The sequence below is a fragment of the Sphingobium sp. BS19 genome, from assembly GCF_027925545.1.
Lineage (GTDB): Bacteria > Pseudomonadota > Alphaproteobacteria > Sphingomonadales > Sphingomonadaceae > Sphingobium.
Window position 1 is genome coordinate 32,716 of the sequence record NZ_BSEF01000014.1, and the last position, 12,405, is coordinate 45,120.

The 12,405-nt window shown below is 62.0% G+C and carries 12 protein-coding genes; 4 read left to right on the plus strand and 8 right to left on the minus strand.

All coding sequences use genetic code 11. The features are described 5' to 3' along the window. Positions 1-430: 430 nt before the first annotated feature. From QMG56_RS16200 to pabB, 3 genes are all read right to left on the minus strand, one after another. Positions 431-1,633, minus strand: a complete 1,203-nt coding sequence (locus QMG56_RS16200) for a pyridoxal phosphate-dependent aminotransferase (protein WP_281823325.1) — start codon at positions 1,631-1,633, stop codon at positions 431-433. 103 nt (positions 1,634-1,736) lie between these two features. After that, complete coding sequence (locus QMG56_RS16205) at positions 1,737-2,411, minus strand: aminotransferase class IV (RefSeq protein WP_281823327.1); 675 nt, start codon at positions 2,409-2,411, stop codon at positions 1,737-1,739. Continuing rightward, positions 2,408-3,592: an aminodeoxychorismate synthase component I gene (pabB, locus tag QMG56_RS16210; protein WP_281823329.1), complete on the minus strand. Its 1,185-nt coding sequence runs from the start codon at positions 3,590-3,592 to the stop codon at positions 2,408-2,410. Before pabB ends, QMG56_RS16205 begins: the two co-directional genes overlap by 4 nt. Positions 3,593-3,673: 81 nt before the next feature. Here pabB and QMG56_RS16215 point away from each other — a divergent pair, with 81 nt between their 5' ends. Further along, a complete protein-coding gene (locus tag QMG56_RS16215; RefSeq protein WP_230186519.1) occupies positions 3,674-4,057 on the plus strand; it encodes a DUF983 domain-containing protein in 384 nt (127 codons plus the stop codon). Here the strand turns inward: QMG56_RS16215 and QMG56_RS16220 are convergent. From QMG56_RS16220 to QMG56_RS16230, 3 genes are read right to left on the minus strand one after another with little or no spacing between them, the layout of a single operon-like run. After that, positions 4,054-5,343 (minus strand): PepSY domain-containing protein, encoded by a 1,290-nt coding sequence (locus tag QMG56_RS16220; protein WP_281823330.1) that lies wholly within the window; start codon positions 5,341-5,343, stop codon positions 4,054-4,056. The two genes, QMG56_RS16215 and QMG56_RS16220, sit on opposite strands and share 4 nt — an antisense overlap. Before the next feature lie 14 nt (positions 5,344-5,357). Then, a complete protein-coding gene (locus QMG56_RS16225; RefSeq protein ID WP_281823331.1) occupies positions 5,358-7,376 on the minus strand; it encodes a TonB-dependent receptor domain-containing protein in 2,019 nt (672 codons plus the stop codon). Between the two features lie 53 nt (positions 7,377-7,429). Beyond that, positions 7,430-7,840 (minus strand): hypothetical protein, encoded by a 411-nt coding sequence (locus tag QMG56_RS16230; RefSeq protein ID WP_281823332.1) that lies wholly within the window; start codon positions 7,838-7,840, stop codon positions 7,430-7,432. A gap of 96 nt (positions 7,841-7,936) precedes the next feature. Between QMG56_RS16230 and QMG56_RS16235 the strand changes: the two genes are divergently transcribed. The 3 genes from QMG56_RS16235 to QMG56_RS16245 all read left to right on the plus strand — a co-directional run bounded on the left by QMG56_RS16235 (position 7,937) and on the right by QMG56_RS16245 (position 10,262). After that, the gene (locus QMG56_RS16235; protein WP_281823333.1) at positions 7,937-8,245 is read left to right on the plus strand and encodes a DUF485 domain-containing protein; all 309 of its coding nucleotides are present in this window, start codon (positions 7,937-7,939) and stop codon (positions 8,243-8,245) included. Next, positions 8,242-9,939, plus strand: a complete 1,698-nt coding sequence (locus tag QMG56_RS16240; protein WP_281823335.1) for a cation acetate symporter — start codon at positions 8,242-8,244, stop codon at positions 9,937-9,939. Before QMG56_RS16235 ends, QMG56_RS16240 begins: the two co-directional genes overlap by 4 nt. 116 nt (positions 9,940-10,055) lie before the next feature. Next, entirely contained in the window at positions 10,056-10,262 is a 207-nt protein-coding gene (locus QMG56_RS16245; RefSeq protein ID WP_281823337.1) for a hypothetical protein, read from the plus strand. Positions 10,263-10,350: 88 nt separating this feature from the next. Here QMG56_RS16245 and QMG56_RS16250 read toward each other — a convergent pair whose 3' ends face one another. Continuing rightward, a complete protein-coding gene (locus tag QMG56_RS16250) occupies positions 10,351-11,727 on the minus strand; it encodes a HAMP domain-containing sensor histidine kinase (RefSeq protein WP_230186512.1) in 1,377 nt (458 codons plus the stop codon). Next, a complete protein-coding gene (locus QMG56_RS16255) occupies positions 11,724-12,404 on the minus strand; it encodes a response regulator transcription factor (protein ID WP_230186511.1) in 681 nt (226 codons plus the stop codon). Before QMG56_RS16255 ends, QMG56_RS16250 begins: the two co-directional genes overlap by 4 nt. Position 12,405: the final 1 nt, after the last annotated feature.

Consider the following 12,405-nt stretch of genomic DNA (forward strand, 5'->3'; position numbering starts at 1 on the left):
ACAGCACCCATCATGCCGCCACCGACGGCTATTGCGAGAACAAGGCTTTTATAGGTCTGCATAACTCCGCTCCTGAACGTGGGCAGCAGGTCGGTCATCCTGATGCGATTGTGCTCCGGCAGGATTAAGGGTCAAAAACCCCACCGTGCCAAGAACAAAACCGCCCATGAATTTCATGAACAGGTCCGATTTCAAGAATGCGACCATGTCGCGTACCTTTCTTGTCTGCTTCACTTCCAGTTACGGTGACTGGTTAGGAAAAGTTGCATTGCCCCTACGTGAATGCGGTGATCGACATCACAACCGAGCTACAAAGCCGCCGGAAAAGTCGATGAACTGCATTCCAACAAGGTTGCTGTTGGAAACGCATATAACGCTGCACCCGCACCAAACAAGGTGCGGGAATGAAACTGATCGTTTCGAATCGCCCTTATTTCAGGGCGGCGCAGGCTTCCTGAATGCGCGTGCAGGCCTTTTTCAGGATTTCTTCGGACGTCGCATAGGAAATCCGGAACGCCGGGCTAAGGCCGAAGGCCCCGCCGTGGACTGCTGCGACCTTGGCTTCGTCGAGGAAATAGGCAATTAATTCCTCGTCTGTCGTGATCTTCACGCCCTTCGGCGTCGTCTTGCCAATCACGCCCGATGCATCGGGATAGACATAGAACGCGCCTTCGGGCGTCGGGCAATTGAGACCCGGTGCATCGTTCAACATGGCGACCACCATGTCGCGGCGACGCTTAAACGCTGCATTGCGCTCTTCGAGGAAATCCTGCTCACCGGTCAGCGCTGCGACCGCTGCAGCCTGTGAGATCGAGCAGGGGTTGGACGTCGACTGCGACTGCAGCTTGCTCATTGCCTTTATGATCCACGCGGGTCCACCGGCAAAGCCGATGCGCCATCCGGTCATCGAGAACGCCTTCGAACAGCCATTCACCGTCAGGGTGCGATCGTACAATTCCGGGCAAACCTGCGCGATGGTCGCAAAGGGGGTCGGCGCGTACCAGACATGCTCGTACATATCGTCGGTCATCACCAGCACATGCGGGTGCCGCAGCAGCACTTCGCCCAGCGCCTTCAATTCGTCCGCCGAATAGGCGGCACCCGAGGGGTTGGAAGGCGAGTTCAGCATGACCCAGCGCGTCTTTGGCGTGATCGCGCGCTCAAGCTGCTCGGCGGTGATCTTGTATCCCTGTGCCGCCGGGCCTTCGATGAACACCGGCGTCCCGCCTGCATAGTTCACGATGTCGGGATAGCTGACCCAGTAGGGCGCGGGAATGATGACTTCATCGCCCACATCCACGGTCGCCACCAGCGCGTTGAACAAGGTGTGCTTGCCGCCCGAATTGACGCTGATCTGGCTACGCTCGTAAGTCAGGCCATTGTCACGCTTGAACTTCAGCGCAACGGCATCCTTCAACGCAGGCGTACCGTCGACATCGGTATATTTGGTCTGGCCGCCACGGATCGCGGCAATCGCGGCTTCCTTGATGAAATCGGGTGTATCGAAATCCGGCTCGCCCGCTGACAACCCAATCACATCCACGCCCGCGGCTTTCAGCGCATTGACCCGCGCACTCATGGCGAGGGTGGCGCTGGGCTGGATGCGGCCAAGGGCGGCGCTGGTGCGGGTCATCGGACAAGATTCTTTCGTAAAAAGGGTGTGCGGTCGCAGGTAAAGCGAACGCCCGGTCCCTTAATGCGCAATCTAGTGAGGGGCAACCGGCTTTGGTGGCGAATTATCCGCCCACGGGCACCTTTTGCGCCGCAACCATCCCGCGCGACGCATTGCCGATGTAGAAGCCGTTTTCCAGATCGTAGGGCCGCAAGTCGCCTTCGATCGCATGGCCCTGATCGATCAGGCTCTGCCGCAAAATACCGGGCAAGAGGCCACGGCGCAGCGGCGGGGTAACCAGCTTGTCGCCCCGCTCCACGAAAATAGAGGAGAAACAGCCTTCGGTCAGATAGCCCGACGCATCGGTCATCAATACTTCGTAGGTGCGTCCAGCTTTAAGCGCTTGCCTGTAGATGGACCGATCGGTGGTCTTGTGCGCCAATCGGAAATCATCTGCAGGAACCGGACAGCGCACCACGGCGACTCGCATGATCGCTTCGGGCCAGGTCCGATGCTCGCGCACTTCGATCGCCACCGATCCTCGCCGCGACACCAGCATCCGCACCCGGCTGCGTTCGCGCAGGCGAAAGGTCGCCGCCTGCAATTCATTGCGCGCATTGTGCCGGTCGAACGTGAAACCCAGCGCTTCGGCGCTGCCTTTCAGCCGATCCATATGCAGGTCGAGCAGGCGAACTCCTTCCAGCGGATCGAACGCCATTGTCTCCATCAGATCGTATCGGGCTTCGACTTCGTCCGCGCCGGGTCGTGCATCTGCCGTGATCGTCGTCGTTCCACTCATTCCATATTCGCCTGCAAGGGATCGAGGAACCGTCCTTTGTCGAGGCATTCGCGCCATTCCGCATCGCGCGCGGAATCCACGATAACCCCCGACCCAAGCCCAATCCGTCCGGTTTTCGATCCTGTTTTGACGGAAATGGTACGGATGGCAACATTGAAGGCGGCATTGCCGTCGACATCGATTCGCCCGATGGCCCCGGTATAGGGTCCGCGCATGTACGGCTCGACTGCGCCGATCACTTCCATCGCCCGCACTTTTGGGGCGCCGGTAATCGATCCACAGGGGAAGATCGTGCGCAGGACATCGATTGCCGACAATCCGGGCAATATCCGGGCACGGACGGTCGATGTCATCTGATGCACCGTCGGATAGGTTTCGACATGGAACAGCTCCGGCACCGTAACGCTCCCCGCCCGCGAAACCCGCGACAGGTCGTTCCGCAGCAGATCGACGATCATCAGATTTTCGGCACGCTGCTTGGGATCTTCGCGCAGGTGCGTCATCGCCGCCTCGTCTGTGGCAGCATCGACACCCCGCAACGCCGTTCCCTTCATGGGTCGCGCCGTCAGCTGCCCCCGCACCAGCGTAAAAAACAGTTCGGGCGAGAAAGAGAGCAGCCAGTCGTCACCCGTAAACAGGATACCGCCGTAACCTGCCCGTGCATGCGGACGTATCGCCGCATAAATTTCCCGGGGATCGCCATGCAGCGGCACATCGCAAGGGAACGCCAGATTCACCTGATAGATATCGCCGGACCGGATCGCTTCCTGCACCTCGGCAAAGGCCTGCGCATAAGCTGCTTCGTCGATCAGCGGCACCGGCGATCCGGCATGGGCGTCGGCCACCGGAGGCAGCATCGCAGGCACATCTTCCGGTGCCACAAAGCGGAAGCCATCGAATAGGCCGAACCAGATCAATGGCATATCATGCGCGCCAGGGGCGCGCTGCAACGACGCGAGGCGACTTTCCAGCGCGAAGGCAGCATCATAGCCGATGTACCCGGCAGCATGAAGGCCGCGGTCAGCCGCTTCGCCAATACGGTCGAGTGCAGGCTGCACCTCGGCATAGGTGCGCGCAACGATCGTCTCCACCGGATCGCGATACAACCGCGCAGGCGCGGCATTATGCGTACGGGCGTCGTCGAACAGGATGAAGGGATCGGGCGGATCGGGCAAATGCATGGGTTGCCTGTTGTGGCAAGGATCGCAGGGAATGGCTAGGGCAACGTTGCGACTTTCCGCGTTCGCCCCTATCTAGGTAACATGCCTCAGAACAACCTGCCTGCCGATCCGGCCCGCCCCTTCGGCCCGGCGCTGCTCCGCGCCCTCCGCAATCGGTGCCCTGCATGTGGCGAAGGCAAGATGTTCGGACGGTTCCTGAAGCCCGTTACGGCTTGCAGCCATTGCGGGACAGCGTGGGACCAGCATCAGGCGGATGACTTCCCATCCTATATCGTCATCATTCTGCTCGGCCACATTCTCGTGCCCATCATGATCGAGACTGTGCATCTGGGCGTGCCGATGGGCGTGCAGATTTTCCTGTGGCCGATATTGGCGCTGGTGCTGGCGGCGGCCCTCATCCAACCGGCGAAGGCCGCCGTGATTGCGTTCCAGTGGAGCCGCCGGATGCACGGCTTCGCCCGTTAAGCCGCGGCGTCTTTCCGCAACAGCTTCTCACCGACCAACGCCACTACCATCGTCGCCCCCGTAAGGGGGAACAGCGCACCGATTGCCAGCATGGCCGTCGCAACGCCTTTCATCCCATGCTCGGGAACGGCGCGTGGCGGGGCCGACAGACGACCATCGCGACGGCGTTGCCACCACAGCATCAGCGACGATGCTGCCAGCAACCATATGCCGACGCATCCGGCCAGCATGATCAGACGATTGATCTCACCATATTGCTGGCCCTGATGGGTGTAGATGCCCCATTCGATACCCTGCGCACCCGCGCCGAAATCGGCAAAGCGCGCGTCCTGCAATATGCGCCCGTCGGCGGGATCGACGAACAGCACATGGCTGTCCTGCACCCGCGTTACCGGAACGGTCGCGACCCACGGCGCACCAGGCGCTTTGGGGAACGACAGGCTGAGCGCACCGACCATCCCCCGCCCCGCCGCGATTGCCGCAACCCGGTCGGGTCCAATCGCATGAGCATGATGCGCCATCGGCATGGCCCCATCGCGCATCGACCAGGGCAACGTCTGCGTCGTTTCATGATCGGCATGTTCGCTCGCTGACGGGACCGGCGCGGCAGGACGGCCCAAGCCTGCCGCATTCACGCCATCGCGCAACCATCCGCCCCACACGCCCGACCACGGCATACCCGTCAGCGCGAGGAACAGCAGCACGCCGCCGACCAGCGCGCCTATGGACGCATGGAAATCCCGCCAGAACCGGCGGTGTCTGGGCGAACCGCGCAGAGCCAGCGCGCGATTGGTCCCACGCGGCCACCACAGGATGAAGCCCGTGATACAAAGCAGAATCGCCCACCCCGCCACGATCTCCACCAGCCTATTGCCGACCGGTCCTGTGATCGCGAGGCTGTGCAGTTCCTTCACGGTCTCCATCAACCCGCCACCGTTCATGGAACCGAGCACCAGACCCATTGCCGGATCGACAAAGGCCGTGCGCTTTGCACCGTCCGGCATCGCCACGCCGACGCGCCAGCTTTCGCCCGGATCGGCTGGCCGCTCGATCCGGGTCACCTTGCCATGCGTCTGGATTTCGACATTGCGGGCAATCTGCGCGAGGCTGACCGGCGGACCGGCCAGGTGTCGCTGCGTCCATCCGCCATAATAAGCGCGCTCGATCTCCGGCTTGTAGAGATAGAGCGCGCCGGTCGTGGCGAGCCACAGCAGCACGGGCATAACGATCAGCCCGGCATAGAAATGCCAGCGCCACACAGTCCGATAAAAGGATCTGCTGTCCATGACTCGCCCTTCCTTTAAAACGCTGCCCGGACGCCGAGCGAGAATGCCCGACGCTCGACAGGGTAATAAAGCGCCTGCGTACTCGGCTGGCCAGCAACGGGATTAGGTGTCACCGTGACGACAGCCGAAATATCGCCCACCGCCTTTTTACCTGTCAGATTGCGCGCATCGGCGAACAGCGTAACGCCAGGCATAACTTCTGCATGTGCAGTCAGGCCGAACAACACATAGCCATCTGGGCGAACGGTGTTCGAGTAATCCGCATAAGCCGCACGCGGCACCCACTCAAGATTGGGCGCGACCTTGAATGCCTCCGTCCCCAGCCGCAATTCCGCACGATAAAGATGCGTCGCGATCACGGGCAGGCGGTTGTTGCCGAACTGCACATCGTTGCGGAAGGTAAAGTCGGACAGGGTATAGACCTGACGCAAGGTCGCCCAAGGCATCAATGCAAGGTCCAACCCCGCCTCGATCCCCTGATGCCGCGTCTTGCCTGCATTGAACGTGGAGACGGGAATCACGCCCGGCACCACGGAGTATTGCAGCAGCTCTTTCTTCAGGTCGGCGCGGTAGAAGCTGACATCCCAGGACGCAATGCCCACCTTACCGCGCGTGCCGAACTCGGCGGTCCATGCCGTCTGCGGCTTCAACGCTACGAAGCCCGGATTGGGCTGCGCTGCGGCCAGTTCGCTGAAACCGGGCAACTCGGCCGACCGGCTGTAATTGGCATAAAGCTGAATGGCGGCGGAAGGTTGATACAGCACGCCGAACTTGGGCGTGAATTCGGAGAAGCTCTCGCCATCGCTAGCCAGCGGATTAAGGCGATTGTCGACAGTCCGCCGACCGTCGATATACACGCCGCCCGCGATCAGCCACAGGTCCGCAATCGGCGCGACGCGTACCTCGCCATATATGTCTGTCGTCCGCGCGGTCTGCAGCGCACTGGCCTTCGGCGCGCCGACTGCTCGACCATTGACGTTGGTATATTGCAACGCGTTGACCCGGCCCCAGCGGCTCGTCGCACCGGCAGTCAGCGCCACCCGATCCCAGCTTTGTTCATAGCGGCCATAGACGCCGTAATCGGTAGAATCCTGATCGATCACCTGAAAGATCGGATGGAAAAGCGACTTCTGGTTCAGGAAGACACCGACATCCAGCGTCCCTGTGTCACCGATGGAAATGCGCGTGCGGTTCTGCAGACGCAGCGAATCGATATCGCGCTTCTGGTTACCGACGAAATTCCCGGTTTCAGGCTTGCTCAGCACCGTTGCGAGGTTGAGCGCACCGGCCAGTTCCTGCCGGATCGTCTGTGCACTGGCATAAAAGCGCGTTTCGATTCGGTCGGTCAGGCGCAGGCCGACATTGCCGTTGAACCGGAACGCATGTCGGTCGCCATGCTGGCGGTCACTGCTGGAGGTATCGCCTGCGACGGCAACCCATACATCTGCGCGATCATCGGCATACCCCACGGTGGCAAGCCCGCGAAATGTATCGAAACTCCCGCCGTCGACGCGCAGCGTAACGCCCGGCGCCGTCCGTCCAGTCGGCGTCACGCCATTGATTGCACCGCCTAAGGTCGCGCTGCCGAAACGCAAAGCATTGGCACCGCGATACACTTCCAGATGCTGAAAGATGGTGGGGTCGAGTTCCTGAAAGTCGCCATTATTGTCGGCAAGGTTGATCGGAATGCCGTCCTGCAACAGCGTCAGCCCACGCATGTGGAATCCACGCGACAGACCCGAACCGCGGATCGACACACGCACTTCCTGCCCGAAACGCGGCTGCGTATAAACGCCCGGCGAAAAGCCCAGCGCATCGCGCAGGTTGACGGCGGCCTTGTCCTTATAGTCTTCCGCCGCCACGACATCGGTTCCCCCCGGCGTGCGCGCGGCTTGCGCCTGCGCTTCGGCCAGAATGCGCTCGGCCGTAACAATGATGGGGCCATGTGCATTTGCTTCATCGGCAAAGGCGGGCGTGGAAACGAGAACGGCAAGCAACGACGCGCCGGCAAGGGCGCGAGCAAAATTCTTCATGGAAATATCCTCTGGAAACAAAAAGCGCCCCGCGTCACGCAGGGCCAAATGTGTCAGAGGATGGCGGGCGGTCCGGTAGGCGGTGGCGGCGGTGCGGCAAGACCGCGCCCGATCGCCACGCTGACGATGGGCAGCACGCCCTGCGGCAGAACGAACAGGACAAAGCGTACGGCCTGCCCGACCGGATCGGCCAGCGCGACGATATTGAGGAACCCGGCAAAGGCGCAGGGCTGATCGGTACGGTCGCTGGTCGCAGGCTTGTTCTTGCGAACCGTGCCATCGGCATCGACCCAGGCCGCCATCGCGCCAGACCCGGTACACAATGTAATCGTGTAACCCCGGCCGACATCGGTGGACGGCATCCAGCCCGCAGGCACCAGCAAGCGCGCAAACATCGCAAGCAGCAGCACCGCCAGTATCCACTGGTGTCGCGCTTGTGCGCCGATGGCCCCCCGCCGGTTCATGCGCAGCCCCTTAACGCCTTGATCGCTTGTTGGCTACCCGGACATATGGTCCTACCGTGGCAACGCATGACAAAGCATCGAACCAGGGGACTGAGCGTGGCAGAGGATATCATCGGCAGGCTGGATGCCAGCCCGCATTATCATTCGCTGGTGCGGCGCCGGTCCCGACTTGGCTGGTTGCTGGCGGCAATCATGCTGGGGGCGTTCACCGTGTTCACCCTGCTGATGGCGTTTGAAAAGCAATGGATGGCATCGCCCATCGGCACGGGAGTCACGTCCATCGGCGTACCCATCGGCATGGGCCTCATCCTGTTCGCCATAGCACTGACGGGGCTGTATGTCTGGCGGTGCAATACCGTGTACGATCGCGAACTGGCGTTGATCGTGGCGGAAGTGAGCGCATGAAGCGGCGTTTCATCGCTGCCGCCCTGCTCATTGCCCCTGCCCCGGCGCTTGCCGATGCGTTGACCGGCGATATGCAGCAGCAACCCATCAACTGGGTCGCCATCGCCATGTTCGGCGCGTTCGTCCTCCTGACGCTCTGGATCACGAAGGTTGCTGCCGCCCGAACCCAGACCGCCAGCGATTTCTATACCGCAGGCGGCGGCATCACCGGCTTTCAGAACGGCCTTGCTATGGCAGGCGACTATATGTCCGCTGCGTCCTTCCTCGGCATTTCCGCCCAGATCTTCGTCGATGGCTATGACGGGCTGATCTACTCCACGGGCTTCCTCGTCGGATGGCCGATCCTGCTGTTCCTGATGGCCGAACGGCTGCGTAACCTCGGCAAATATACCTTTGCCGATGTCGCCTCCTATCGCTTTGCCCAGCCGCCGGTGCGCAGCTTCGCGGCGGGCAGCACCTTGCTGGTCGTCTCCTTTTACCTCATCGCGCAGATGGTCGGCGCTGGGCAGCTCATCAAATTGCTGTTCGGATTGCCGTACAGCTACGCTGTCGTGATCGTCGGCGTACTGATGATGCTCTACGTCCTGTTCGGCGGTATGCGCGCAACGACATGGGTGCAGATCATCAAGGCAGTGATGCTGCTGTCCGGCGCGACCTTCATGGCGATATCCGTCCTCGCGCAATTCGGCTTTTCGCCCGAGGCCCTCTTCGCCCGCGCGGTGCAGGTCAAGACGCAGCTTGCCGCCGCCGGTGGCGCCGACGCTACCGACGCGGCCGCCAAAGGTCTGTCCATCATGGGGCCGGGGGGCTTCATCAAGGATCCTATTTCCGGCATGTCGCTGGGTCTCGCGCTCATCTTCGGCACCGCGGGCCTGCCGCATATCCTGATGCGCTTCTTCACCGTTCCGGATGCGAAGGAAGCGCGCAAGTCGGTGCTGTGGGCAACGACATGGATCGGCTATTTCTATATTCTGATCTTCATCATCGGCTTTGGCGCAATCGTGCTGGTGGCGACCAATCCTTCCTATCTGGATGCGGACGGCGCGTTGCGCGGCGGTGGCAACATGGCGGCGATGCATCTGGCGCACGCCATTGGCGGCAACCTGTTCCTTGGCTTCATCTCCGCTGTCGCTTTTGCGACCATCCTTGCGGTCGTGGCGGGCCTCACCCTTTCCGGCGCATCGGCGGTCAGCCATGATCTTTATGCCACTGTGATTCGCAAAGGCGCGGTGACATCGGCGGAGGAACTGAAGGTTTCGCGCATCACGACGCTGGCGCTCGGCATCGTTGCCGTGGCGCTGGGGATCGCATTCGAAAAGCAGAATGTGGCGTTCATGGTCAGCCTAGCCTTCGCGCTTGCTGCTTCGGGCAACTTCCCGGTGCTGATCCTGTCGCTGCTGTGGAAAGGCTGCACCACGCGCGGCGCGGCATGGGGCGGTGCCATCGGCTTGCTGACGGCGTTCGTCCTGACCGTGCTGTCCCCTGCAATCTGGGAAAAGGTGCTGGGGCTGGCAAACGCGCCTTTCCCTTATTCATCGCCCGCGATCTTCTCGGTGCCTGCCGGTTTCATCGCGATCTGGCTCATCTCGCGGCTCGACACCGGCCCGCGCGCTGCCATCGACAAGGCGGGATATGATGCACAGCGCATTCGTTCCGAAACCGGGATAGGGGCGCACGCCGCATCCGATCACTGACCGCGCGCCGGAACATGTCAAAAAGTTCATTCAGCCGTCAGCGTGCCGACTGACGGGATGCTTCATAAGGGCTGTGCGATCCACGATGGGCCGCCTGTTTTGATGGAGAGTTTATTATGAACAACCGCATGATCCTGTCCGGCCTCGTTGCCGTTGCCGCCATTGCCACCCCGATGATCGCTTCGGCTGCGACTGCCGCCCCCAAGACCACGGCCGTCAAGCAGCACACCGCCGTCAAGCACCACAAAGCGAAGCCGGTGAAGGCAGCCAAGGTCACGAAAAAGACCGTAACGACAACCACGGCCACCCCCGCGGCTAACTAACCGCATGGGGTTCAGGCGATCGCGGCACGGCCCCCAAGGCGTGCTCCGAAGCGTGCCGCGATCGTTTGAACATCTTGACTTCCCCGGTTCAGGCCGGAAGGCACATTTCCACGGCAAAGGTGCCGTTGCCCCGCACCAGCCGCATCGTTCCCCCATGCAATTGCGCGACAGCGGCTACCAGCGACAGGCCAAGGCCTGCGCCGCTTTCGCTACGCGCCGCATCCAGCCTCCCAAACCTGCGGGTCGCTTCACGTTCCCGCTCTGGCGGAATCCCCGGCCCTTCGTCGCTCAGGGCGATCACGACCCCTTCGGCGTCCTGGCTTAGAGAGAGCGTCAACCGCCCCGCCCCATATTTCAGCGCATTGTCGATCAGGTTGGACACGGCCTGACCCAGCAATTCGCGATGCGCTTGCACGACAGGACGCGCAGTGATCGCCAGCACCAACTGCCGCCCGCCATCCTCGACCAGAGGCTCGTACAGCTCAGCCAGATCGGTCAGTGCTTCGGCCAGATCCACACCCGAAAAGCGATCCCGCCCGATACCCGCTTCGGCCCTGCTGATTTCCAGCGCCGTCGTCAGCATCGCCAGCAATTGATCCGCCTCGCGCCCGATCCCCTCGATCGCACCGCGCAACGCTTCAGGATCGTCGCTTAGCATCGCCCGGTCGATCCGCGCGCGCAGCCGGGTCAGCGGTGAACGCAGATCATGCGCCATGCTATCCGTCAGCAATCGCAATTCGGATAGCAGCCCGCCGATCCGGTCCAGCATCCCGTTGATCGCGCCGCCCAGTTGATCGAAACTGTCGCCCGATCCATCCAGTGGCACGCGGCGGGCAATGTCGCCTGCACGCACTTGCCCCGCCGTCAGCACGATCCGCTCAATTCGCCGATCTATGATGTGCACCGCGAACCACGCACCAGCCAATGCCAACGGAAGGGCCATCCAGAGCGCGGTCGTTAGCGCGCTTTCGACCCTTTGCCGGAACTGAGCGCTTTCGTCGACGCGGTGCCCCGCCAACAGCCGCACGCCACCGGGCAGGCGCGCGGCCAATATGCCGAACTGGCCCGGCTGATCGTCACCCGTGCGATACAGGTCCACCGTTGTCCAGCGGGTAGCCGGCGGAACGACAGGCGGCCATGTGCTGAGATTACCGGCAATCCGCCTGCCATCGGGGCGACTCAGCAGAATCACTTCATCGCTGTCGTCGGCAACGCGCGCGGCAATCATTCGCGCGAGCGCTTCGATCCCCTGTTCCCGCGCCACAGCCGCCAGATCGCTATGCAACTGCCCTGCCAGATCGCTGTCCGCTGCGTCCAGTTCGGCGCGGATCAACTGCGTCACCGATAGCATCACCGCCGCCCCGAACAGCAATTCAAGCAGCAGGATGAGACCCAGAAACCGCACATGAGAGGAGCGCAGCCATCGTGTCACACGATCCCAAAGCGCCATTACAGCAGCGCTCACCCGCCCAGCCTGTATCCCGCGCCGCGCACGGTATGGATCAGCGTAAGATCACCCTCGCCATCCACCTTGCGGCGCAGACGACTGATATGGACGTCGATGACATTCGTTCCGGGATCGAAGTGATAATCCCACACGCCTTCCAGCAACATGGTGCGCGTCACTACCTGCCCCTCATGCCGCATGAGATATTCGAGCAAGCGGAACTCGCGCGGTTGCAGGTCGAGCGGTCGGTCGCCGCGTTTCACGTGGCGCTTCAACAGGTCCATGGCCAGCGTTCCAGAGGTGAGAACCGTTTCGACCGGCGTGCCGCTACCCCGTCGCCGCATAAGCAGTTCGAGCCGCGCCAGCAGCTCGGCAAAAGCGAACGGCTTGACCAGATAATCGTCCGACCCTGCGGTCAGCCCCGCAACCCTGTCGTCCGTCGATCCCAGCGCGGACAGGAAGATCACGGGCGTTTCGATCCCCGCCGCGCGCAGCGCCTGCAACACACCCATGCCATCCATGCCGGGCAACATCCGGTCCAGCACAATCGCGTCATAGCCGCCATCCGTGGCAAGGAAGAGGCCATCGCGGCCTGTCGCCGCATGATCGCCGACATGGCCATGCTCGGCCAGGCCTTTCAAAATGAATTCAGCCGTGGTGCGATCGTCCTCGACCACCAATATTTTCCGCCCCATC

What these genes read in the sequence shown, in the direction of transcription:
- QMG56_RS16220 (WP_281823330.1), bottom strand. Translation starts at nt 5,343, where the DNA reads ATGGACAGCAGATCCTTTTATCGGACTGTGTGGCGCTGGCATTTCTAT.
- QMG56_RS16255 (WP_230186511.1), bottom strand. Translation starts at nt 12,404, where the DNA reads ATGGGGCGGAAAATATTGGTGGTCGAGGACGATCGCACCACGGCTGAA.
- QMG56_RS16225 (WP_281823331.1), bottom strand. Translation starts at nt 7,376, where the DNA reads ATGAAGAATTTTGCTCGCGCCCTTGCCGGCGCGTCGTTGCTTGCCGTT.
- QMG56_RS16240 (WP_281823335.1), top strand. Translation starts at nt 8,242, where the DNA reads ATGAAGCGGCGTTTCATCGCTGCCGCCCTGCTCATTGCCCCTGCCCCG.
- QMG56_RS16245 (WP_281823337.1), top strand. Translation starts at nt 10,056, where the DNA reads ATGAACAACCGCATGATCCTGTCCGGCCTCGTTGCCGTTGCCGCCATT.
- QMG56_RS16230 (WP_281823332.1), bottom strand. Translation starts at nt 7,840, where the DNA reads ATGAACCGGCGGGGGGCCATCGGCGCACAAGCGCGACACCAGTGGATA.
- pabB (WP_281823329.1), bottom strand. Translation starts at nt 3,592, where the DNA reads ATGCATTTGCCCGATCCGCCCGATCCCTTCATCCTGTTCGACGACGCC.
- QMG56_RS16215 (WP_230186519.1), top strand. Translation starts at nt 3,674, where the DNA reads ATGCCTCAGAACAACCTGCCTGCCGATCCGGCCCGCCCCTTCGGCCCG.
- QMG56_RS16205 (WP_281823327.1), bottom strand. Translation starts at nt 2,411, where the DNA reads ATGAGTGGAACGACGACGATCACGGCAGATGCACGACCCGGCGCGGAC.
- QMG56_RS16200 (WP_281823325.1), bottom strand. Translation starts at nt 1,633, where the DNA reads ATGACCCGCACCAGCGCCGCCCTTGGCCGCATCCAGCCCAGCGCCACC.